The sequence below is a fragment of the Burkholderia ubonensis genome, assembly GCF_902833085.1.
Taxonomy (GTDB): Bacteria; Pseudomonadota; Gammaproteobacteria; order Burkholderiales; family Burkholderiaceae; genus Burkholderia; species Burkholderia ubonensis.
The window spans coordinates 27,893-51,293 of the sequence record NZ_CADFEB010000014.1; the positions used below are offsets into that span (position 1 = coordinate 27,893).

Annotated in this window: 20 protein-coding genes; 9 read left to right on the forward strand and 11 right to left on the reverse strand. The window is 62.8% G+C overall.

Features of this window, described 5'->3' with window-relative positions:
* Positions 1-15: 15 nt before the first annotated feature.
* Genes HWX31_RS32515 through HWX31_RS32530 form a run of 4 tightly spaced genes read left to right on the forward strand, consistent with a single transcriptional unit; the run spans position 16 to position 6,159 of the window.
* Positions 16-1,710, forward strand: a complete 1,695-nt coding sequence (locus HWX31_RS32515; protein ID WP_174959556.1) for a type I restriction-modification system subunit M — start codon at positions 16-18, stop codon at positions 1,708-1,710.
* Positions 1,707-3,239, forward strand: coding sequence for a restriction endonuclease subunit S (locus HWX31_RS32520; RefSeq protein WP_174959554.1), 1,533 nt, complete (start codon positions 1,707-1,709; stop codon positions 3,237-3,239). The genes HWX31_RS32515 and HWX31_RS32520 overlap by 4 nt, the downstream gene beginning before the upstream one ends.
* On the forward strand, positions 3,236-5,095 hold the full coding sequence (locus tag HWX31_RS32525) for a restriction system-associated AAA family ATPase (protein ID WP_124492136.1): 1,860 nt from the start codon (positions 3,236-3,238) through the stop codon (positions 5,093-5,095). Before HWX31_RS32520 ends, HWX31_RS32525 begins: the two co-directional genes overlap by 4 nt.
* A complete protein-coding gene (locus tag HWX31_RS32530) occupies positions 5,095-6,159 on the forward strand; it encodes a BAR domain-containing protein (RefSeq protein WP_124492137.1) in 1,065 nt (354 codons plus the stop codon). Before HWX31_RS32525 ends, HWX31_RS32530 begins: the two co-directional genes overlap by 1 nt.
* A gap of 82 nt (positions 6,160-6,241) precedes the next feature.
* Here the strand turns inward: HWX31_RS32530 and HWX31_RS32535 are convergent, their stop codons facing one another.
* The 6 genes from HWX31_RS32535 to HWX31_RS32560 form a co-directional block, all read right to left on the reverse strand.
* Positions 6,242-7,105: a phage integrase N-terminal domain-containing protein gene (locus tag HWX31_RS32535; RefSeq protein ID WP_174959552.1), complete on the reverse strand. Its 864-nt coding sequence runs from the start codon at positions 7,103-7,105 to the stop codon at positions 6,242-6,244.
* A gap of 83 nt (positions 7,106-7,188) precedes the next feature.
* Entirely contained in the window at positions 7,189-8,760 is a 1,572-nt protein-coding gene (tnpC, locus tag HWX31_RS32540; protein ID WP_174959550.1) for an IS66 family transposase, read from the reverse strand.
* Between the two features lie 51 nt (positions 8,761-8,811).
* Entirely contained in the window at positions 8,812-9,153 is a 342-nt protein-coding gene (gene tnpB / locus HWX31_RS32545; protein WP_367649315.1) for an IS66 family insertion sequence element accessory protein TnpB, read from the reverse strand.
* Positions 9,150-9,551: an IS66-like element accessory protein TnpA gene (tnpA, locus tag HWX31_RS32550; RefSeq protein ID WP_174959548.1), complete on the reverse strand. Its 402-nt coding sequence runs from the start codon at positions 9,549-9,551 to the stop codon at positions 9,150-9,152. Before tnpA ends, tnpB begins: the two co-directional genes overlap by 4 nt.
* A 666-nt stretch (positions 9,552-10,217) precedes the next feature.
* Positions 10,218-11,375, reverse strand: a complete 1,158-nt coding sequence (locus HWX31_RS32555; protein ID WP_174959546.1) for an STY4528 family pathogenicity island replication protein — start codon at positions 11,373-11,375, stop codon at positions 10,218-10,220.
* 390 nt (positions 11,376-11,765) lie between these two features.
* Complete coding sequence (locus HWX31_RS32560) at positions 11,766-12,542, reverse strand: hypothetical protein (protein WP_244143903.1); 777 nt, start codon at positions 12,540-12,542, stop codon at positions 11,766-11,768.
* Between the two features lie 619 nt (positions 12,543-13,161).
* On the opposite strand from HWX31_RS32560, the gene HWX31_RS32565 reads away from it, so the two are divergent.
* Complete coding sequence (locus HWX31_RS32565; protein WP_174959544.1) at positions 13,162-13,641, forward strand: hypothetical protein; 480 nt, start codon at positions 13,162-13,164, stop codon at positions 13,639-13,641.
* Between the two features lie 88 nt (positions 13,642-13,729).
* Here HWX31_RS32565 and gabP read toward each other — a convergent pair whose 3' ends face one another.
* Positions 13,730-15,124 carry a GABA permease gene (gene gabP, locus HWX31_RS32570; protein WP_174959542.1) on the reverse strand — a complete coding sequence of 465 codons (1,395 nt, stop codon included), beginning with the start codon at positions 15,122-15,124 and terminating at the stop codon, positions 13,730-13,732.
* A 401-nt stretch (positions 15,125-15,525) separates the two neighbouring features.
* Between gabP and HWX31_RS32575 the strand changes: the two genes are divergently transcribed.
* Positions 15,526-15,846: a DUF3761 domain-containing protein gene (locus HWX31_RS32575; RefSeq protein ID WP_059612154.1), complete on the forward strand. Its 321-nt coding sequence runs from the start codon at positions 15,526-15,528 to the stop codon at positions 15,844-15,846.
* A 188-nt stretch (positions 15,847-16,034) separates the two neighbouring features.
* Positions 16,035-17,702, forward strand: a complete 1,668-nt coding sequence (gene ettA, locus HWX31_RS32580; RefSeq protein ID WP_059612152.1) for an energy-dependent translational throttle protein EttA — start codon at positions 16,035-16,037, stop codon at positions 17,700-17,702.
* Between the two features lie 93 nt (positions 17,703-17,795).
* Here ettA and HWX31_RS32585 read toward each other — a convergent pair whose 3' ends face one another.
* The 4 genes from HWX31_RS32585 to HWX31_RS32600 are packed head-to-tail and all read right to left on the reverse strand — an operon-like array spanning position 17,796 to position 21,107.
* Complete coding sequence (locus HWX31_RS32585) at positions 17,796-18,419, reverse strand: HAD family hydrolase (protein WP_059659313.1); 624 nt, start codon at positions 18,417-18,419, stop codon at positions 17,796-17,798.
* Positions 18,416-18,967 carry a cysteine hydrolase family protein gene (locus HWX31_RS32590; protein ID WP_059612148.1) on the reverse strand — a complete coding sequence of 184 codons (552 nt, stop codon included), beginning with the start codon at positions 18,965-18,967 and terminating at the stop codon, positions 18,416-18,418. The genes HWX31_RS32585 and HWX31_RS32590 overlap by 4 nt, the downstream gene beginning before the upstream one ends.
* 52 nt (positions 18,968-19,019) lie before the next feature.
* Complete coding sequence (locus tag HWX31_RS32595; RefSeq protein ID WP_174959540.1) at positions 19,020-20,834, reverse strand: aminopeptidase P family protein; 1,815 nt, start codon at positions 20,832-20,834, stop codon at positions 19,020-19,022.
* 18 nt (positions 20,835-20,852) lie between these two features.
* On the reverse strand, positions 20,853-21,107 hold the full coding sequence (locus tag HWX31_RS32600) for a hypothetical protein (protein WP_059614007.1): 255 nt from the start codon (positions 21,105-21,107) through the stop codon (positions 20,853-20,855).
* 176 nt (positions 21,108-21,283) lie between these two features.
* On the opposite strand from HWX31_RS32600, the gene HWX31_RS32605 reads away from it, so the two are divergent.
* Both HWX31_RS32605 and hemA read left to right on the forward strand, forming a co-directional pair.
* The gene (locus HWX31_RS32605; RefSeq protein WP_059612143.1) at positions 21,284-22,045 is read left to right on the forward strand and encodes a response regulator transcription factor; all 762 of its coding nucleotides are present in this window, start codon (positions 21,284-21,286) and stop codon (positions 22,043-22,045) included.
* Between the two features lie 26 nt (positions 22,046-22,071).
* Positions 22,072-23,370 (forward strand): glutamyl-tRNA reductase, encoded by a 1,299-nt coding sequence (gene hemA, locus HWX31_RS32610; RefSeq protein ID WP_059612141.1) that lies wholly within the window; start codon positions 22,072-22,074, stop codon positions 23,368-23,370.
* Positions 23,371-23,401: the final 31 nt, after the last annotated feature.

The following is a 23,401-nucleotide window of genomic DNA, read 5'->3' on the forward strand; positions in this document are numbered from 1 at the left end:
ATAACAGAGCACACCATGCTGCAAAACAACCCCGAACTCAAAAGCAAGATCGACCAGCTCTGGAACAAATTCTGGAGCGGTGGCATCAGCAACCCGCTCACTGCCATCGAGCAGATTACCTACCTACTGTTCATGAAGCGGCTCGACGAACTGGACCAGAAACGCCAAGCCGACGCCGAATGGGCAGGTGAAAAATACATATCCAAGTTCACCGGAACCTGGATTCCACTCGAGGAACGCAACTGGCCAGCGGCGGAACAGCGCCCCATCGACAAACGTACCCTGCGCTGGAGCGAATTCAAACGCATGCAGGCCGAAGAAATGTTGCAGCACGTGCAGGGCAAGGTGTTTCCCTTCCTCAAGGATCTGAACGGCGCAGAAAGCAACTTCACCCACCATATGAAGAACGCCGTGTTCATCATCCCCAAGCCAGCCCTGTTGGTGGAAGCGGTGAAGACCATCGACGACATCTTCGAGGTGATGGAGCGCGACTCGAAAGAAAAAGGCCAGGCCTTTCAGGACATCCAGGGCGATGTCTACGAATTCCTGCTGTCCGAGATCGCCACCGCTGGCAAGAACGGCCAATTCCGCACCCCGCGCCACATCATTAAGCTGATGGCTGACTTGGTGCGACCAGATGTTTCCGCACTCCTCCGTTCAAGTCCTAGTAGGCCTTACAAGGTTGCAGACCCGGCCTGCGGGACTGGAGGCTTTTTGCTGGGCGCCTATCAGTATCTGGTAACGCAGCTCGCAACTGAATCAGGCACGAACGATATTGCTACGGACGAAGACGGATTTAAACGAACGTCAAAGGCCGCAACGCTAACCACCGCTGTGCAAGCCAAGCTTGCCAGCTCACTTTGGGGTTACGACATCGACCAGACCATGGTGCGTCTGGGCCTGATGAACCTGATGATGCACGGCATCGACGAGCCGCACATCGACTACAAGGACACCCTCAGCAAGAGCTACACCGAGGAGTCTGAATACAACATCGTGCTGGCCAACCCGCCGTTCACCGGCAGCATCGACAAGGGCGACATCAACGAAAAACTGCAGTTGGCCACCACCAAAACCGAACTGCTGTTTGTCGAGAACATCTATCGCCTGCTCAAAACGGGCGGCACCGCCTGCGTGATTGTGCCGCAAGGCGTGCTGTTCGGCTCTGGCGGAGCGTTCAAAACGTTGCGCCAGATGTTGGTGGAGCGTTGCGACCTCAAGGCCGTGATCACCCTGCCCAGCGGCGTGTTCAAACCCTATGCCGGGGTCAGCACCGCCATTCTGCTGTTCACCAAGGTCTGGGGGCCGAAAGACAAGGTGAGCAAAGTCGCCACCGAACACGTCTGGTTTTACGAAATGGCCGCCGACGGCTATTCGCTGGACGACAAGCGCAGCAAGCAGGACGGCTATGGCGACTTGCAAGACATCATCGCCCGGTACCACGCCCGCGATGCCGCCACTGACACCGACCGCACCGCCAAGTGCTTCATGGTGCCGCACAGCGAGATTGCCGATGAGAAAAACAACTACGACCTCTCGCTCTCACGGTACAAGCAGGATGTATTCGAAGAAGTGCACTATGACGCGCCGGGCGTGATTCTGGATCGGTTGATTCAAGCCGAGGTGGGCGATGTGGATGAAGCGGACCTCGCCAAGGTGCAAAGCGGCATCGTGCGCGAGCTGCTGGAGTTGAAGGGGGTGGTGGGATGACGCCTCTCTTGCTCGGTAGCTTATTCGAACTCAAGTATGGGAAATCTCTCCGCAAAGACACGCGAAACGAAGGAAGCATTCCCGTCTTTGGATCGAACGGTCAGGTTGACGTCCATAGTGAGAGCTTAGTAAATCATCCGACTATTGTTGTTGGTCGAAAAGGCTCGATTGGGGAAGTTCATCTCGTCAAGACACCCTGCTGGCCCATCGACACAACGTACTTTGTCTCACCTCGTGACGAGCACGAGTTCGACCTTGATTGGTTATATCGCCTCTTGCGCACCTTGCGTCTTCAAGACCTGAATCGATCAGCGGCTATTCCAGGACTTAACAGAGATGATGTCTATCGTATACAGATCCTCTTGCCCCCTATTGAAGACCAAATCCGTATTGCCCACCTGCTCGGCAAAGTGGAAGAGCTGATCGCCCAGCGCAAACAACACCTGCAACAACTGGACGACCTGCTCAAGAGCGTGTTTCTGGAGATGTTTGGCGACCCGATTCTGAATCCTCATGGTTTCCCTGTGAGGAAGCTTTCGGAGTTCTATGTCAATCCGAAAGAGGGCACCAAGTGCGGCCCATTCGGAAGTGCATTGAAGAAGGAGGAGTTGGTCGATGCGGGTGTGCCAGTCTGGAATATGGACAACATTGCCTCAGATGGACGAATGGCGCTTCCGTTTCGCATGTGGATCACCGCTGACAAGTACGACGAGCTCGCGACGTACTCGGTGAAGGATGGCGACATCATAATTTCGCGGGCCGGCACCGTTGGAAAGATGTGTGTCGCTCGCATGAATGGACAGCCTGCGATCATTAGCACTAATCTGATTCGTGTTCGATTAGGCGATGGGTTGCGGCCTCTGCACTTCGTTTCATTGATGCTGTATTGCAAGGGACGCGTAGGGCGCTTGAAGACAGGAGCAGACGGCGCTTTCACCCACATGAACACCGGAGTTCTCGATTCACTGGAATTTCCATATCCACCTATCGAACTTCAAGTCCAATTCGCCGCCATCGTTGAAAAAGTCGAAGCCCTCAAATCTCGCTACCAACAAAGCCTCACGGACATCGAAGCCCTTTACGGTGCCCTAAGTCAGCAGGCCTTCAAGGGCGAGTTGGATTTGTCGCGGGTGGCTTCGCCTGCCGCCCCCATCGAAGGAGAAAGGCCGGTAGCCTCTGCCGTACCTGCGCCCATCACCACGCCGGTGATCGAGCTGCCCGAAACCGATTTGCTGCCGCCCGCACTGCAAGACCGCACACAGCTGGCGCCGCTGCTGCGCTTCTGGCTGGAGGCCTATCGCACGCAGTTGGGCTATACGGCTTTCTCCCTCGAACGCTTCATCGCCGCCGCGCAAACCCGGCTGGCGGAACTTCACCCGGACAACGATTTCGAATGGGCTGCCAGCGACTACGAGTCCATCAAGGCCTGGGTGTTCGACGCCTTGGCCGCTGGTGCCCTGACGCAGGGGTTTGACGACGACGACAACCGCGTCGAGCTCAAGTCCGCCGCCGAGCAAGGCCTGGCATGAAGCTGCTGCGTCTCAAGATTACAGACCCCAAAGGTTTTCGCAGCCTGCCCTGCGGGTTTGAGCACCATTTCCGCACCGAGTGGAGCTTGCAGGACGAGCTGGCGCAAGCGAACGACTTTGCGCCCTTCGTTTGCGCTGGGCTCAATGGCAGCGGCAAATCCAACCTGCTCGAAGCGCTGGCGGCGATCTTTTTCCAGCTGGAAGTGCTGCGCGTACGCCGCAGCTTTCTGCCGGAGGCCTTGCAGGACGAGGTGCCGGATGTTTCGCCCGTCGCCTTCGAGCTGGATTACCTGATCCGCGTGCCCGCCGAGTACCGCAGCCCCGATAGCCCGCCGTGGGCGAAAGTGGGTGTGTGGAAGAAGGCCGGTGAATCGGTGCGATTTCTTTGGGACAACCAGGGCGACTTCAGCACCGATGTGTCCGAGGCGTTCAAGGGCGGACACGCCGATATCCTGCTGCCGCAGTACGTGCTGGGTTATTCCTCGGGCGAGAACGAGATCCTCAGTCTGCCCTTCTTCAAGATGCGTTTCGTGCAGTTCGACGAGTACTGGAATGCACTGACTCGGCAACTGAGCTACCCCGGCCATCCGGAAACACGGCTGGCCTACCTGGACAGCGGATTCAGCCAGGCCATCTTGTTGTGCAACCTGCTGTTTCAGGACGAGAGCACACTCCAGCCTTTCCGCGAGGATGTGGGTATCGACGCATTGCGGGAATTCCGTATCATCCTGCGCCGCCGAATTCCCATCGAGGCAGTGCAACTGGAAGCCTTCGATCCCGCTGATGAAGATCAGAAGCGCGAGCGACGAAATCGAATACAGGCGGAAGCTCGAACACGCGGACTCTCAGAGTCTGAGATTAGCCAATCAGTTGATGATTGGGTTCGCCGCGAGATCATCAAGGGCAATCCCGCGCTCTCGGAAACTGATGAGCTAGGAAGTACTCGCTATCGCCTGAACTTGCTGCAGTTGCTGGAGGGTGACGAGAAGTCCTCGCTGGTGGTGAGCGCCCTCAAGCGTTGTGCCACGCTCAATTACGTCGACGACGCCACCGATACGCTGGTGCTCGACTACTGGGTCAATGAGGCGACCCGGCAGGCATTCCGCGAGAACTTCGATGGTTCGGCGCTGGCGCTGTTCCAGGCGTTTCAGGTGCTGTTGACGCTCAACCTGTATGCCGTCAGCGATGTGCTGAAGACCGATCTCTATACCTCGACCAGCCACTACGTCAGCGAGACGGTGCCAACCCTGGCATCCGACCAGCGCATCATGCGCTTCAAGTTCGTGCGCTTCACCAAGCAGGGGGTGGCCGAGCCGATGATGCTCAAGGAGTTGTCGGACGGCGAGCACCAGTTGCTGCACAGCCTCGGCCTGTGCCTGCTGTTTCGGGAGACCAACAGCCTGTTCCTTCTCGACGAACCCGAAACGCACTTTAACCCCGACTGGCGCGCCAACTTCATCAGCCGTTTGCGCCAGTGCCTGACGGGCCAGGGTGAATTCGCGCAGGAAATGCTGATCACCACCCACACACCATTTCTGATCTCCGACAGCAAGCCGGACAAGGTGCTGGTGTTTGCCAAGGACAAAGCCAGCGGTAAGGTCAGCATCAGCCACCCGCCGTACAACACGCTGGGTGCTTCGATCAACAAAATCACACATGAAACTTTCGGTAAACGCGAAACTATTGGAGGCGGGGCTCAACAAGTGCTGGAGCAATTACTGGCTGACCCTATATCGAAAGCCGACCCCCATGGCCTTGCTCGCAGGATCATGGATACCATGGGCGATTCTGTGGAACGCACGTTAGCCGTGCATGCCTTGCTACAGACGCCAGGAGCCGACAAGGAGCCGGGCTGATGCTATTTCCCTATAAACGGCCTCGTCACCCGATGCGGGCCATGCACGGTTTCGTCACTTATGTCTTTGCCAAGGTCTGGTGCCGTGCGCCAAATGAAGAATACAGCCTCGAACTGTTCAAGGGGTTGCCACCCCTATATGCCATCATGGATGAATTACATCGGGCGGATTTGGCTGGCACAGAGAAGGGAGCAGGAGCGTTCTTTTATCGCTACGTCAACCAAATATTCCAAGAGTTCAAGCAGCTTGCTCCCGAGGACATCCACTCTTATCGAAAAATGTTCAGGGACAACAATGATATCCAGGCGCTTTGCGAGGGAAAAAAGGAACCCAGCCGCTACATCGCGGGTACTCAGAATGCACTGATGAAAACGATAGAAGCCTTTTTCAGCAAACTCTACAGCTGCGGCTTCTTTGAGCTGGCAATAGTCAAGGAAAATATTGGTGCTGGCTTAAAAGAGCACTACAAGGAATTTTCCTCTCTGAACGACATGCCTTGCTGCCCATTTTGTGGCCTTTTACCGATGGATTCCGAATATGACCCGACTCGGGAGGCTTATGATCATTATTTGCCGGCTAGCAAGTATCCATTCAATTCTGTGAATTTAAGAAATTTGGCGCCTGCGTGCTATAAATGCAACTCGCAAAACAAAGGTGCAAAAGACCCTCTGCAAGATGAAGCTGGGATCAAGAGAAAAGCCTTTTATCCATATGCCGCTGACAGCTATAAAATTCAAGTGTCCGTGCATTTCAAATCAGCTGCCCAGCTCCCGGAAAAAGAGCAGGATATTCTTATTTCCCTAAGCTGTGCAGGGTATGATGAGGAGATCGAAACCTGGGATCGGCTTTACAAAATACGCGAGCGTTATGCTGCCAAATGCCTGTCTTCTTCGGGTGCGAAATACTGGTTGCAGCGTGTGCTGGATGAAAATAAAAATTACCATCAGTTATCTCAGGATGCTTTAAATAAAGAGCTGGAGCAATGTGAGAGCTTTCCTTGGCATGAGAGCAATTTTCTTAAAGGTGCCTTTTTCGACACCTGCCGACAGGTCGGTATGGTTTGATGGCTTATTAGCGCTGACAAGCTGGCGGCGGGATTCCAGAGCCGCGAGTTTGGATACAGTAGCAGGTCCGGCAAAGTAAACCTCAGCTTCCCAGATAGATTGCTGTCACTTCCATCCTCTCATGCCCAAGTTCACGACTGATCTGCTGCCGGACTTGTTGGTCGGCCAGGCGTCGTGATAGGCCGAGTTGAGCCGTGCTAAGTCCGCCTGCTGCCGGTGACTTCCACCCCGTCAATGTTTCATATCGCATCTGTGCATACCGATGCCGCAGTCCATGCATATTGCTCAAGCCCGCCGCCTTGCACTGTCCATCGTAGACGTGCCTTTGCTGTATGTAGGTCTTGTTTGCTGGTACCAATGACCCTGTGCCCGCCAGGCGGTGTGCTGCGTGAAGCGCGTCGCGTTGCTCTGTCGTGGTGATGGGCACAGTTCGCTCCCGACCGCCCTTGGTCCACGATCCTTTGAGGGCAATGTGGTCACCCCGATCCGCGTAACTGGGCTGGAACTTGATCGCTTCCTCCCGACGCAATCCGAAGGCGGCCTGCAGCTGAAGGCTCATGCGCACGTGGCCATCGGTGATCTGTTCAAGACCTGTGCCCAGTTCCTGGGCCTTGCTGATGTTGGTCACATAGCGGCGTTCGGGCACGCCAAGCTGTGTGTTGTCCGCCGGCAAGATGCCAGCCTTGCCGATCTTTTCGGCCCACCAGCGCAGGTGAGAGAGCCGATTCTTGATGGTGCCAGACGACAAGCCTTCTCCCTGCCAGCGTTCTAGCAGCGCCTGGACGTGCTTTCCCTTGAGCGACGAGGCTTTCATCTGCCGGAAACCGGCCTCGCGCAGTTGCCGCGCGGCCAGCGACAGCGAACGCATCCGGTCGGCCTGTGTGTTGTAGCTACCGTCACGATTGCGCTGGCAAAGCTGCCGCAGGGTGTAGGTCAAGTCGTCCATTTTCCGGCCTCCATGCAAAGCGCCGTAAGTAAGCGCCCGAGCAGCACCGTAGTGCAGGTTGTTGACCGCGGAGATCCGCGACGCTATCGGATGGGCTCGACGCGAGCAGTAGACGGCAGCGACGGCGCCACATGCCACGGCAGCAGCTCATCGACGCGGTTGGCCGGATGGTCGGCGATGCGCTCAAGCACGTAGGCGAGGTACGCCTCGGGATCGAGGCCGTTCAAGCGCGCCGTGCCGATCAGGCTATACATCGCAGCCGCGCGTTCGCCGCCAGTGTCGGCGCCGGCGAACAAGTAGTTGCGCCTCCCGATCGCGACGCCACGCAGCGCTCGCTCAGCGATCAGGTTGTCGATCTCTGCGCGCCCGTCGCTGCAGTAGTAGATCAGCGACGGCCAGCGGTTCAGCGCATACTGGATCGCCTTGGTCGTGTCCGACTTCGCGGAGAGCTTGGTAAGTGTCGCGTCGAACCACCGCTTCATGTCGTCGAGCAGCGGCACCGCTCGCGCCTGGCGCATGCTGTGCCGTTCGTCGGGTGGCTTGCCGCGGATCTGCTCTTCGATCTCGTAGAGCGCACCGATCCGACGCAGCGCTTCCTCCGTCACCGCGTTGGGTCGCACGGCATGCAGGTCGTGTATCTTCCGACGCGCGTGTGCCATACAGGCCGCTTCCTGGATGGTGCCGCCGCGATACAGCTCGGCGTAGCCAGCGAACGCGTCGGCCTGCAGCACGCCAACGAACTCGGCGAGATGCTGCTGCGGATGCTCGCCGCGTCGATCGGGCGTGTAGGCAAACCAGACCGCCGCCGGCTCTTCGCAGGCGCTGGGCCGGTCATCTCGCACATAAACCCACAGACGTCCTGTCTTCGTGCGGCCGTTACCCGGCGCCAGTACCGGCAGCGGTGTATCGTCCGCGTGAACCTTGCCGCCGGCCAACGCATAGCGGCGCACGGCGTCGACCAACGGCGCGAGCAACGCCGTAATGCCGCCCATCCAATACCCCATTGCGCCCGGATCGATCTCGACGCCATCGCGCGCATACATGACTGCCTGGCGGTGCAGCGGGATGTGGTAAGCGAACTTCGACACGGCAATGTGCGCAAGCAGCGCCGGACCCGGGATGCCGCGGTCGATCGGGCGACTCGGTGACGCCGCCTGCACGATGCGATCGCAGCACGCGCAGGCCAGCTTCGGACGGTGATGACGGATTACGCGGAAGTGCGCTCGTACATACTCGAGTTGCTCTGCGACGTCTTCGCCCAGCGGCTTGAGCCGCCCACCGCAATCCGGGCAGTCATCGCCGGCTGGCAGATGGACGCGCTCTTCGCGCTCAAGGTGATCGGGAAGCGGCTTGCGGCCGGCGTTTTCGCGACGCGGACGCCTCGCCTCGGGGGCGGCCGCCATATCCGAGGCGCCTTCGTCGGCCTGCAGGTCTTCCAGCCGCAATTCAAGTTGCTCGATCTGGAGATCCAGCTTCTCTGACTTCCGGCCGAACTGCATGCGGCGCAGTTTCGCGATCGTGAGCTTCAGGTGCTCGATCTCAAGTGATCGCGACGAGAGCTGTTGGCGCAGCTCGGCGACCTGAGCATCACGCTCAAGCAGCAACGCTTTCAGTGCGTTGATGTCGTCGGGCAGCGCAGTCGAGGTCGATTCCATGAGGACAGTTTACGACTGCCCACGATCACGCGAACACCAGTTAACAATGGTTTACAGCGCGCTGCGCGGGCGCACGGTTTCGACTGGCTGCCGCCAATCGAAACCCTCAAGCAACAGCGCGAGCTGTGCGGTTGTCAGCGCGACCACGCCAGAGTCGGCGCGTGGCCATGCGAAGCGTCCTTTCTCAAGACGCTTCGAGAGCAGGCAGAGGCCGCCATCGCACCACCACAAGCACTTCAGCAAGTCACCGCGCTTGCCCCGGAACACGAACACGTGCCCGCTGTAGGGATCTTTCTCCAGCACGGCTTGCACCTTCGCGGCCAGCGAGTTGAAGCCAGAACGCATGTCCGTGACGCCCGCCGCGATCCAGATTCGCGTGTTCGGTGGAATCACTTCAGGCAGTCTCGCAGAAACTGTTCGGCGAATTCCTGCGACATCCCGCTGATGCGAATGCGTCGTTTGCCGACCTCAATCTCGATCTCGCAATTCAGCGACGTCGCGGCGCTCGCCCGCACTTTCTGTTCTTGCGGTGGGGTGTGGCTCGCCGTGCTTTCCGCAGGCAGTTCGATCACATCAACGGGCAGCAGTGTCACGCAAGGTGCTGGCGTGGCCTGTTGTGCTTCCAGCGATCTTCGTCGCCATTGGGCGACCATATTGGCATTCAAGCCATGCCTGCGAGCTACCTCGGCAATCGAGCGATTCGGATCGCTCGCCTCAGTAACGACCGCTTCTCGAAACTCCTTCGTGTAGTTCCTCGATCCCAGTTGCCGCCCATGTGCCGTTGGCTTCATCAATCTGATTCCCATTACATCTGATGGGAATCAGATTGCCTACGTCGCCCTCTCCCGAACAGACGGTACTGATCGAGTGCTTACCGCCGTAATGCGTTGTCCTGAAATTCATTGGTTAGTGTTAGTGCCAACTCGCCAAGGCGAGATCCCGTGAGGGCAAGGGCATGGTGTTCAGGAGACACCAGAGCCTCGAATGAGGCGTCCGTCTTGCTCCCTGTTGGAAGTCCAGACGGAGGTAATGCAAGACGAAAGTGTTGTGAACGTGGACGAGTCCTCCTATGAGGTGAGTGGGATGAGACATGCAGCGGGAACCCTGTGCGTCGCGCACAGGCAATTGCTGCAAAGGACAGTGCGCCAGACGGCGCGGTAGGGATGAGTTCAAACAGACGAAGAAGGCTCCGCCCTTGGGTAGGGCCGGTATGCGGTCGGAGCCTGGGCATACCTGGGGTGGCTCCACCCTGCTGGGCCAGCGCTTGCAGGAACCTGCGCTGTTGGGGGGGCCGATGTACGAAGCCCATCGGTCTTGGCAACTGCCCGGTCAATTTAGTGCGGACATCATCATGTAGGCCGCACGCAATAGGAACTGGCTTTCGCCCGCATTGTTTGCGGTGTTACGCGGGTCGTCACTGCGGCGTGCAGTGACGACCCGTTTCGCGGCAGCATTTGCTACGCAGGATGCGGCTGCCATCCCCTGGCCTGCATTGCCTGCGCTGCGATGTTCCCAGCGTTCGTCGAGGTGTTCATGATTTTGCGGATGTTAGCGATGTGCGCCAGGGCGGTTTCACGCGATGCCGGTTGCGCCGTCGGTTCTGGGCGGTCTGCGGTGCGCGGCGGAGCTGTAGGTCGATTCTCGGCAGGCCGTGGGGTGGTGGACGTCTCCTTGCGACCTGCCCATAAGCGGAACTCGCCCGCAAAGACGCGCTTCACCAAGGCGAAGAAGTAGGCCACGACATTGCGCACGGTGCCGCTCTGGCTGCGTGCCTGCAACTCGTCGAGCACTTCCTGGCGATGCTGCGGTGGCAGCCGCCGCAAGGCAGCCTGCACGTCCTTTTGCTGGTCTGCCTGGGCATTGCTCAGGCAAGGTGGCAAGCTCACCGACTGCGATGCCGGGTCGCCGTCGCCTTCGCGCGCGCGGTACGTACGTTCTTTTTTATACATATACGTCTTATACGTACTGCCTTGCTCAGTCGTCATGTGGCGAGCATGCCCGGTCTGTTGCGGAACAAGCGTGCTGCCAGCGGAATCGCCAGGCAATGGCAGTGGGGCGGCTGCCTCGTTCGCCTGCGGCGGCGGCGTCGGGGGCAAATCATCGTCATCGTCGAGCTGATCGTGGGCCGCAATGGAAGCAGCTTCAGGTGCCTGCGCCAGCATTGCCTGAGTGTGAACGGCTACCCGATCCACCTGGTTGTTTTCATGGCCGATAGAAGCTTGCAGAAGCGCGGGCAGGCTGGCATCGAGCGTGCAAGCCTGCTGGAAGTGCAGGGCGCTTTCGTGAACCTGATACAGCTCGCTGAGCACATGGCCGGTCAGAGGATCACGTTGCTGGCCCACCAGACTGATCCACCCCGTCAGCCGAAGCACGACGAGAACGCGCCGGGCCGTCTCGTACCCGGCCCTCTGCCCCAGCGGGGTAGAGGTGAGATAGCGGCGCAACTGCCCCAGATTCGCCAGCGGGCTGATGCCTTCCGTAGAGCGCAGCATGCGCAGAACTTGCCAACCATTGCGCTCCAGCGGCGTGAGGCGGGCATCGAGCATGAGCGAGGCCGGCGTGGCGAACAGGGCGTCTTGCCCCAGCGGGTTGTGGTGGGTGTGGTGGTCTGCCATGAGAGTTCTCCAAGGTCTGGGCCAAAGCGGCCCGTTCCCCTGCATCTCATCGCGTACTGTTCCAGGCGTCAGCCAACAATGCGGTCTGCGCCGTAACCGTTTTATCCGGCAGGCGCAGCGCTGGCACCCGCATCCAGACTGATCTATCATCCCGATACCCCCTTGGGGGTACAACTGGGGGTACTTCCAGCGATTCCCGCAAAGGCCGTGGCCCGATTTCCCCGCGAAACCTAATGTTCACGGCCCTTTGCCGACCGATCAACGTTTAAACGTGTGATCAACGTCTGAGCACCGCCCCGCGCCAGCCGGCGCGTCTGCGCAAGCCCGCGCACCGTTGAGGTCGCGGGCTTTTTCATGGCCGCGCCCGACCGCATGCCGGACGTGCGGCACTCAAAATATCTTCTTCCACGAGGGCTTGCCGGCGTCCCGGTCGACGAGATCCGCATCGGGAACGGCAACCGCATTGCCGGGCAGCGAAGCATCGCGCGGAACGGCGGCAGTCACGACGCCCCCGACGGCGCTTGCCCCGGATTGGTCAGTGATGTGGACCTGGAGCCTGTCGCCGGATTCCGGTGGTTCGCGCCGGACGTAGATGTTATACGGAGGCCGGCGATCGCTCGTATCCAGGAAGCGGACTTCCGCGTCCGGAGAGGCTGCTTTCAGCTGCGCCGCCATTTCCTTCCGGGTGCTGCATTCCGACTTCTCCGTACGCTCCTTGATGTCCGCAATCGGTCCCGCCACCACGAACGTCTTGCAGTCTTCCGCGCCTATCGCGTTCGACAAGGCTTTCATGTCCTCGCGCTTGAGCCCCTCGGGCGTGGTCAAATGCCCGCCGCGAAGGCTGCCTCGCCTGGACAGCCCTGTCACCGTCAGGCACGAGCTGATATTGGGGTAGCAGAGGTTCGCGTCGGGACGCGCGCCGAGATCATGGGAGATCCTGCCGAAACTGTTCTCGGCAACGACAGCGCCCGCCTCGGTTACCTGGCTCTTGAAAGCAGTCGTACCGCTGAAGCGAAAAGGGGATCGCTCCAATTGCGCGAGTATCGCCGGCGTCGAGCGTGGTGTGTGCGTGCCGGTCGCCGGCGCGGGAGGCTGCACCGGGGCAGCATCAGTCATCTGCTGCTGTACAGCGGATAGTCCTTTGACTTCGAGAGGCATCAGACGCATATAGACCGCTCCCGATCCAGCAGGATGGCGCGCAACGTGTTCCGGGCCGGAGGCTGGCTCATGACTCGGGCAAGCGCAAATTCCACCCGCCCATGCAGCCCCACCCTGTCGTCGCGCTCGACGCCTGCGTGACCTTTCGACGGCCTATCCCTTAGTGAGAGTCATCCGCCACGCGACACGCGCCGATCCGTCGATGCGGGCCCCGTGCCTGCGTGGTCCGTTCGAGGGGAAATCGCCCGTATCGCACACGGACGCCTCGCCCCAGGCAATTCACACCTGCAATCCGGAGTCTTCAGCAAGTCCGGCAAATCTGTCCGACAACCTGCGAAAACATCGCCGATCATCCGAATGCTTGCCCGCACACGTCCCTGTGTGTCGGAGCCGGGCGCCCGGGATCGGCGCCCGACTATCTCGCCATATCCGAATCGTCATTTCTCGCGCCATCTATTTATATTTTTAAAACTATGGTGCTATCAAAACGATCGACTCAATTGGAAAAAATCAGACATTTAAAACATAATCCGCCAGCACAATAACTCGCCTCCCGCGCATGCATAAATATCGGAGGCAATGAAGTCGCTTTATACGATCAAGCATCAATCATATAAGGGGCTGCCAAATGAAAAATCATCGCAACCTGTTCCGAGGCGTTTCCGTCGCACTGGCCGTGTTGTGCATGCCTACGGGGTCGCTATACGCGCAATCCCTCCCCGGGATTCCCGATCCCGCGGCCGTCGGGCTCACCCCGGGCGTCGGGCAAAACGGTGCGCCGACCGTGTCCGCGTGTTTATACAATTACCGCACCGGCGTCATCCCCGGCTTTCCCACCCAGATCGCATCGGGCTGGATCGAAACCAATCAGCTCAATAATCCACAATGCATTCCGCCCGGCGGACTCCCGAGTCCCAATTGGCAGGAAATGACGTATTTCAATAACATGCCCGTGGGATCGACCATCTCCGCCTGCTGGAATTTCTCATGGCCGGCCAACTGGCAGCCCATTGGCTATGCCACCGATCCGTCGAAGTGCGGCTACTATCCGAGCGGCCCCATGCCGGGCGCGCAGCCCAATGTCGTATTCCTGAAACGGATGCAATGACGCCCAAGGCAGCAGGACGCGAGGCATTCGCGCCGTCCGTCCTGCTGCCCCGCATGACCTGCCCCGGCTCCCGCCGGGGCTGCGCCTCTTACCGCAGGCTCGCCGACACCGTCCCCGCCGGTTCGCGCGCCACCCGCGCCCGCCGGTTGAGCCACGACGCGGCCAGCACGATCAGCGCAAGCACTGCCGTCGCGCCCACTTCCATCCGGTGATCCTCGCTCACCAGCATCACGGTCAGCGTGCCGCAGATGAACACGATCACCGCCCACGTGAGCCACGGGAACATCCACATCCTCAGCGTCAGGTTCGCGCCGCTGACGTCGAGAATCCGGCGCATCCGCAACTGCGAGATCGCGATCACGAGATACACGAGCAGCGCGATCGCGCCCGACGTCGCGAGCAGGAAGCCGAACACGTGCTCCGGCATCAGGTAGTTCGCGATCACGGTCAGGAAGCCGAACGCGGTCGACGCCAGCACCGCCGCGCGCGGCGTGCCGGTCGAATCGGTGCGATGCAGGAACGCGGGAGCATCCCGGCGCTTCGACAGCGAGAACAGCATCCGCGATGCGGTGTACAGCGCCGAGTTCAGGCAGCTCGCGACCGATACCAGCACGATCACGTCGATGATCGCCTTCGCATGCGGAATACCGATCAGCTCCATCGCGCGCTGATACGAACCGTGCGTCGGCAGCAGCGGGTCGTTCCACGGCACGATCGCCGCGACGACGAGGATCGAGCCGAGGTAGAACAGCGTGATGCGCCAGATCACCGAATTGGTGGCACGCACGATCTGGCGCTGCGGGTTGTCCGATTCGGCGGCCGCGATCGTGACGATCTCGGTGCCGAGGAACGAGAACATCGTCGTCAGCATCGCCGCGAGCACCGCGCCGGCGCCCTTCGGCATGAAGCCCTGGTGCGCGAACAGGTTCGATACGCCCGATACGCTCGGCACCGGCAGCAGCCCGGCGATCGCCGCGCCGCCGATCGCGAGGAACACGACGATCGCGACGACCTTGATCAGCGCGAACCAGAATTCGAACTCGCCGTAATGCTTGACGGAGAAGAGGTTGGTGAGGGTCAGCACGGACGTGATGCCGAGCGCGAAGACCCACGTGGCGACGCCCGGGAACCAGGCATTGAGAATGGTCGCGGCGGCGGTCGCCTCGATCGGGATCACGAGCACCCAGAACCACCAGTACAGCCAGCCGATCGTGAAGCCCGCCCAGTGGCCGATCGCGCGATCGGCGTAGGTCGAGAACGAGCCGCTGTCCGGATGCGCGACGGCCATTTCGCCCAGCATCCGCATCACCAGCACGACCAGCACGCCCGCGATCGCGTACGCGAGGATCGATGCCGGGCCGGCTTCCGCGATCGCGTGGCCGGAGCCGACGAACAACCCCGCGCCGATCACGCCCGCAATCGACAGCATCGTCACGTGGCGTTGCTTCAGGCCGGTGCCGAGCCCTGACTTGCTTCCATTCATGTGTCTCTCTCCAAAAAACGGTTCCGGCATGGCCGGGTATCGCTTGAAGGCGGCGCTGGGGATTTGTTCTCGATCCGGACTCGGCGCGGCGTGCGGCGCACGTCGGCCCGAGGCCGGATTCCCGGCCGCTCGGTCAGGGTGCGCCACGCAGGTCTGCGAAACTGCGGGTGCGATGCGTATCGACACATCGCGGCGCCCTTCCGTCGGCATTGTGTTCAGCCGCCTTCGAAGCGATGGAGTGTAAGCATCAAACGGTTCGCGACTAAGAACCAATTGATGAATTTCGATGGAACCACTTGTTGCATCGACGGGAACCGATGCAACAGACGCGCCGTCCGGCTAACATGCTGGCGCGCGCGGCCCGCCGCCATCGCGCCCGATACCAAGAACCGAGAGAGACCATGCCCTTGCCCGCCTTGCACACCACGCACGCCACACGGCTCGCGCGACTGTCGATCGCGCTGCTGATCGCGTGCGCCGCCGTCGCCCCGCACCATGCGCTCGCCTATCGCGCACCGCAGACCTACGGCAACGAAGCCGACCTCGACCGCCACGACACGTACCGGAACCGCGACGGCGAAACCGTGCATGCGCCGGCGCGCTCGAAATCGGGCCGCGCTCCCGAGGGCGCGAGCGCGCGCTGCCGCGACGGCACGTACAGCTTCAGCCGCCATCGGCGCGGCACGTGCTCGGGGCACGGCGGCGTCGCCGCCTGGCTCTGACCTCGCGCAACGGCCGCGCCGCGCCAGCGCCGGCCGGCGGCGAAGTACAATAGCCGCTCTCGTCGCCGACATGCGGCGACACCGGGCGACACCGCCGCACATCACGCGGCACGCTCCGTACCGAATCACCCGACGCCGCCACGCGAGTTCGCCGAGCGGCGGTCCCAACTTCTGACTCTCACACCCACATGGCCCAATACGTTTTCACGATGAACCGGGTCGGCAAGATCGTGCCGCCCAAGCGCCAGATCCTGAAGGACATCTCGCTGTCGTTCTTTCCCGGCGCGAAGATCGGCGTGCTCGGCCTGAACGGCTCGGGCAAGTCGACGCTGATCCGCATCATGGCGGGCGTCGACAAGGACATCGAAGGCGAAGCGACGCCGATGCCGAACCTGAACATCGGCTACCTGCCGCAGGAACCGCAGCTCGACCCGAGCAAGACCGTGCGCGAAGCGGTCGAGGAAGGCCTCGGCGACCTGTTCCAGGCCAACAAGAAGCTCGAAGAGATCTACGCGGCGTACGCCGAGCCGGACGCCGACTTCGACGCGCTCGCGGCCGAACAGGCGAAGTACGAGGCGATCCTCGCATCGAGCGACGGCGGCAGCCCCGAGCAGCAGCTCGAAGTGGCCGCGGACGCGCTGCGCCTGCCGGCCTGGGACGCGAAGATCGAGCACCTGTCGGGCGGCGAGAAGCGCCGCGTCGCGCTGTGCAAGCTGCTGCTCGAGAAGCCCGACATGCTGCTGCTCGACGAACCGACCAACCACCTCGACGCCGAATCGGTCGACTGGCTCGAGCAGTTCCTGGTGCGCTTCCCGGGCACCGTCGTCGCCGTCACGCACGATCGCTACTTCCTCGACAACGCGGCCGAGTGGATTCTCGAGCTCGACCGCGGCCACGGCATTCCGTGGAAGGGCAACTACAGCAGCTGGCTCGACCAGAAGGAAGAGCGCCTGAAGCAGGAAGAAGCGTCGGAATCGGCGCGCCAGAAGGCGATCAAGAAGGAGCTGGAGTGGGTGCGCCAGAACCCGAAGGGCCGCCAGGCGAAGTCGAAGGCGCGTATCGCGCGCTTCGAGGAGCTGAGCAGCCAGGAATACCAGAAGCGCAACGAGACGCAGGAAATCTTCATTCCGGTCGGCGACCGCCTCGGCAATGAAGTGATCGAGTTCAAGAACGTCAGCAAGGCGTACGGCGATCGCCTGCTGATCGACAACCTGAACTTCAAGATCCCGGCCGGCGCGATCGTCGGCATCATCGGCCCGAACGGCGCCGGCAAGTCGACGCTGTTCCGGATGCTGACGGGCAAGGAGCAGCCGGATTCGGGCGAGATCGTGATGGGCCCGACGGTGAAGCTCGCCTATGTCGACCAGAGCCGCGATGCGCTCGACGGCACGAAGTCGGTGTTCGAGGAAATCTCGGGCGGCGCCGACGTGCTGACGGTCGGCAAGTACGAAACGCCGTCGCGCGCGTACATCGGCCGCTTCAACTTCAAGGGCGGCGACCAGCAGAAGATCGTCGGCAACCTGTCCGGCGGCGAACGCGGCCGCCTGCACCTCGCGAAGACGCTGATCGCCGGCGGCAACGTGCTGCTGCTCGACGAACCGTCGAACGACCTCGACGTCGAAACGCTGCGCGCGCTGGAAGACGCGCTGCTCGAATTCGCGGGCTCGGTGATGGTGATCTCGCACGACCGCTGGTTCCTCGACCGGATCGCGACGCACATCCTGTCGTTCGAAGGCGACTCGCAGGTGACGTTCTTCGACGGCAACTACCAGGAGTACGAAGCCGACAAGCGCGCGCGCCTCGGCGAGGAAGCCGCGAAGCCGCACCGCCTCCGCTACAAGCCGATCAGCCGCTGACCGGGCGGCCGGGGGTTACGGCTCCCGGATCGGCAAAACGAAAAAGCGGGCCATGCGCCCGCTTTTTTTGTCCGACAGCCGTGCGCCCGCCGCTTACGCGAGCGCGCCCAGTTCGCGCAGCCGCGCCTCGGTGGCCGCGCCGCTCGTGTGGTGAATGCCGTGCCAGCCGAGCGCCGTCGCGGCGGCGGCGTTGTTCGCGTTGTCGTCGATGAACGCCAGCTCGTGCGGCGCGATGCCCGGCAGATGCGGGTCGATCCGTGCCTGCATCTCGCGGTAGATCGCCGGGTCGGGCTTCACGAGCTTCACGCGGCCCGACACGACGATGTCCTTGAAGCGCCGCAATACCGGGAAGTGCTCCCACGCATACGGGAACGTCTGCGCCGACCAGTTCGTCAGCCCGAAGATCGGCATGCCCTGCGCGTCGAGCCGGTCGACGAGCGCAACGCCCTCCGCGAGCGCGCCGCCGATCATCTCGTGCCAGCGCGCATAGAACGCGCGGATCAGCGCCTCGTGCTCCGGAAACTGCGCGATGCGTTCAGCCGTACCTTCCTCGATCGTCTGTCCGCCGTCCTGCCTGATCACCCAGTCCATCCCGCACACGTGCGTCAGGAACCGGCGGCGCTCGGCGTCGTCCGGGATCAGCTGCTTGTACAGATACTCCGGGCTCCAGTCGATCAGCACTCCGCCGAAATCGAATACGACTGCCTTGATCGTCATGCAAACTCCGTGGCGAGCACGTCGGCGAGCGTGCGCGGCGTCACCGCGTTGCCCGACAACGAGTTGTTGTTCCAGATGAAGTGGTGGTGCGCGACGATCTGCGCGGCCGTCAGGTGCGCGCGCTCGTTCGTCGTATGCAGGTCGGACACGACCGTCGTCCGGTAGCCGAGCAGCGCCGCGCGGCGGGCCGCCGAATCGACGCAGAACTCGGTCGCATAGCCGCAGATCAGCACCGAACGGATGCCGTGACGGTCGAGCTGCGCCGCGAGCGGCGTCTCATGAAACGAATCGCCGACACACTTGCGAATGCGCCAGTCGCCGTCCGCGGTCGCGAGATCCGCATGCAGCTCCCAGCCGGGCGTGCCGGGCACGATGTCGTCGTCCGCGTCGCCGTCGTGCTGCACGAAGCAGACGGGCGCGCCCGCGGCGCGCGCCGCCGCCGTCAACCGGTTGATGCCTGCCACCACGTCGTCGAGCCGGTAGGCGGGCCTTGCCCGCTGTACCAGCCCGCGCTGCATGTCGATCACCAGGACTGCCGTGTCCGCCATCTTTCGCCCTCGATGTGAGTGTCGTTCGAACCGAAACCGCGCACGCCGCGCGTCAGATCGGCTGCGTGCGCGCCTCGAGCCATGCCTTCGCGTCGCCGCTCACGTGCCGGCCGACGCGCTCGCGCACCGTCGCATGGTACGCGTTGAGCCACGCGCGCTCTTCCTCGTGCAGCATTTCGACGAGCACGCAACGCGTGTCGATCGGACACAGCGTCAGCGTCTCGAACGCGAGGAAATCGCCGAACTCGGTCTGCCCCGCCGCGCGGTTGACGACCAGATTCTCGATCCGGACGCCCCACTTGCCGGGCCGGTACAGGCCCGGCTCGATCGACGTGATCATCCCCTCTTCCATCGCGGTGTACGGCTCGGCCGGCGCGTAATGCGAGATCACCTGCGGACCCTCGTGCACGTTCAGGAAATAGCCGACGCCGTGACCGGTGCCGTGGCCGTAGTCGAGCCCGGCCGCCCACATCGGCGCGCGCGCGATCGCGTCGAGCATCGGCGAACGGATGCCGCGCGGGAAACGCGCGCGCGACAGCGCCATCATCGACTTCAGCACGATCGTGAAGTCGCGCCGCTGCAGGTCGCCGACCATGCCGACCGGCACGACGCGCGTGATGTCGGTCGTGCCGCTCACGTACTGGCCGCCCGAATCGATCAGCAGCAGGCCGTCGCCGACGATCGTCGCGTGCGATTCCGGCGTCGCGCGGTAATGCGGCATCGCGCCGTTCGCGTTGAAGCCGGCGATCGTCGCGAAGCTCCGCGACACGTAGCCCGGACGGCGCGCGCGCGCCGCCGTGAGCTGCTCGTCGATCGTCAGCTCGGTGATCGTGTCGCGGTTCAGCGCCTGCTCGAACCACGCGAAGAACTCCGCGAGCGCCGCGCCGTCGTGCTCCATCGTCACGCGCACGTGCTCGATCTCGGCGGACGTCTTGCGCGATTTAGCGAAGGTCGACGGATTCACCGCCTCGACGAGCTTCACGCCGGCCGGCACCGCCTCGAGGGTGCCGTAGGTCACGCGGCGCGGGTCGATCAGCAGCGTCGCGCCGTCGGGCAGCGCCGCGAGCGCCGCGCGCGCGGCGTCGTACGCCCGCACGTCGACGCCGTCCTGCGCGAGCGATGCGGCAAGCGCCGGCGACACTTTGCCGCCGGCGACGAACAGCGTCGCGCGCTCGGCGCCGATCAGTGCGTGCGCAACGAATACCGGGTTGAAGCTGACGTCCGCGCCGCGCAGGTTGAAGAGCCACGCGAGATCGTCGAGCGTCGACACGAAATGCCACTGCGCGCCCTGCGCGCGCATCGCGCGGCGCACGTCGGCGAGCTTGCTCGCGCGCGTCGTGTCGGCCTGCGGCGCGGCGTGCTCGAACACCGCATCGTCGGGCAACCCCGGCCGCTCGGGCCAGATCGCGTCGAGCAGGTCGAGATCGGTGCGCAGCGCGATGCCGCGCGCGCTCAGCGCGGCGGACAGCGCACGCGCCGCCGCCATGCCGAGCACCGCGCCGTCGACGCCGACGGTCGCGCCGGACGGCACGTTCTGCGCGAGCCAGTCGACGTGCGGCGCGCTCTGCTGGCCGCCCGTCATCTTCATCAACTGCACGCCGCTGCCGGCCAGCTCCGCGTCGGCCTGCACCCAATAGCGGCTGTCGACCCACAGCCCCGCGAAATCGGCGGTGACGACGAGCGTGCCGACCGAGCCCGTGAAGCCCGACAGCCAGCGGCGCGCCTGCCAGCGCTCGGGCAGGTATTCGGACAGGTGGGGATCGGCGGACGGCACGAGATACGCGGCCAGGTTCTCGCGGGCCATCGCGCCGCGCAACAGTGCGAGACGCGCCGGCGCCGACGAGTCTTCGGGAAAACGGGCATTCATGATTTCACCTGCAGGCATTCAGCGACGAGCCGCCAGCGCGACCGTCAAGGCCACGGCGACGAACGCAACGCCGGTGCAGACCGGCCATTCGAGCGTCTCGCCGTCGTAAAAGAGTCCCGAGAGATTGCCGGCCATCTTGGCGGCGGCCGCGCCGGCGATGCCGACGAGCGCCACGACCCACCACGCGGGCCGGCCGGTGCGCCGCATCGGGTGCAGCCCCCGGCCGAACAACCCGACGGCCGTTCCCAGAACGATGATTCCAAACCAGTTCATTCAACGCCCCCAGCAATTTCAGATTCGTCCCATAGGCGTGAACGACTCCTGCGGCTAGCATCGACCCATCCATCGAACCCGAGATCAGCAGGGTACTTGCCGCGCAACATTCGAGTTTAGGGGCCTACCCGACGCCATGGCAAGCGCTCACCGGCTGTCGTAATGAAGAAATTCCCATGCGAATCGCTCTGATCGATCCGGATGCGCGTCATTCAGCGCTGATGAATCGCCTCCTCTTCGCGGGCGGACACCTCTGTCACCCGTTCCCTTCGAGCGCGCGGTGCCTCGAGTGGCTCGCCACCGAAACCTGCGACCTGCTGATCACCGGCGACTGGGCCGGCGACCAGCCCGCCGAGGAAGTCATTCCCCGTGCACGCGCGCTCCTGCCCGGCCTGCCCGCGATCGCCGTGATGCGCATGCCGCGCGAAAGCGAGATCGTGTCGTGCCTGCACGCGGGTGCCGACGACTGCATCGCACGGCCGGTAAGCGGCCCCGAACTCCTCGCGCGCGTCAACGCGCTGATGCGGCGCGCGGGCGTCCGGCGCCCGCCGAACCGCTCGCGCGATATGTATGGAGAATACGCATTCGACGCCACGCACTGCCTCGTGCGCTTCGGCGACGAGGTCGTGTCGCTGACGCCGAAGGAATTCCGCTTCGCGCTGCTGCTGTTCGCGAACCTGTCCCGCCCGGTGTCGCGTGCCCATATCCTCGAAACGGTCTGGGCGCGCCGGCGCGACACAAGGTCGCGCACCCTCGACACCCACGCATCCCGGCTGCGCAGCAAGCTGCGGCTGCTTCCGGAGCACGGCTACCGGCTGCTGCCGCTCTACGGCTACGGCTATCAGCTCGACCAGGTGCCGATCGAACCCCCGAATCTCCGCCCGAGTCTCGCGGACGCCCGGTACGCATCGAGTGAGGAAATCGCTGAAACGCTATAATATGGGGCTAAACGATAGCCCTTGATATGCAACTCCTCACGATCGGAATCAATCACCACACTGCGCCTGTCGCCCTGCGCGAACGCGTGGCGTTTCCGCTCGAACAGATCAAGCCGGCTCTCGCGACGTTCAAGAGCGTGTTCCTCGGCCCCCAGGCGCCCAACACGCCCGAAGCGGCGATCCTCTCCACCTGCAACCGCACCGAACTCTATTGCGCGACCGACGACCGTGCGGCGCGCGAGGGCGCGGTGCGCTGGCTGTCGGAGTATCACCGGATTCCGGTCGACGAACTCGCGCCGCACCTGTACGCACTGCCGCAGTCGGAAGCGGTCCGGCACGCATTCCGCGTCGCGTCGGGCCTCGACTCGATGGTGCTCGGCGAAACCCAGATCCTCGGCCAGCTGAAGGACGCGGTGCGCACCGCGTCGGAAGCCGGCGCGCTCGGCACCTACCTGAACCAGCTGTTCCAGCGCACCTTCGCGGTCGCGAAGGAAGTGCGCGGCACGACCGAGATCGGCGCGCAGTCGGTGTCGATGGCGGCCGCCGCGGTGCGCCTCGCGCAGCGCATCTTCGAAAACGTGGCCGACCAGCGCGTGCTGTTCATCGGCGCCGGCGAAATGATCGAGCTGTGCGCGACGCACTTCGCCGCGCAAGGCCCGCGCGAACTGGTGGTCGCGAACCGCACCGCCGAGCGCGGCCAGAAGCTCGCCGAACGCTTCAACGGCCGCGCGATGCCGCTGTCGGACCTGCCGGTGCGGATGCACGAATTCGACATCATCGTGTCGTGCACCGCGTCGACGCTGCCGATCATCGGCCTCGGCGCGGTCGAGCGCGCGGTCAAGGCGCGCCGCCACCGGCCGATCTTCATGGTCGACCTGGCCGTGCCGCGCGACATCGAGCCCGAAGTCGGCAAGCTGAAGGACGTGTTCCTCTACACGGTCGACGATCTCGGCGCGATCGTGCGCGAAGGCAACGCATCGCGCCAGGCCGCGGTCGCGCAGGCCGAGGCGATCATCGAGACACGCGTGCAGAATTTCATGCAGTGGCTCGACACGCGCAGCGTCGTGCCGGTGATCCGCCACATGCATACGCAGGCCGACGCGCTGCGCCGCGCCGAAGTCGAGAAGGCCCAGAAGATGCTCACGCGCGGCGACGATCCGGCCGCGGTGCTCGAAGCGCTGTCGCAGGCGCTGACCAACAAGCTGATCCACGGCCCGACGAGCGCGCTGAACCGCGTGAACGGCGCCGACCGCGATTCGCTGATCGACCTGATGCGCGGCTTCTACCAGCACGCGCCGCGCTCGAACGACCAGTCAGGCCACTAGCGCCGACCGATCGCCGCGCCGCCGGCTCGCC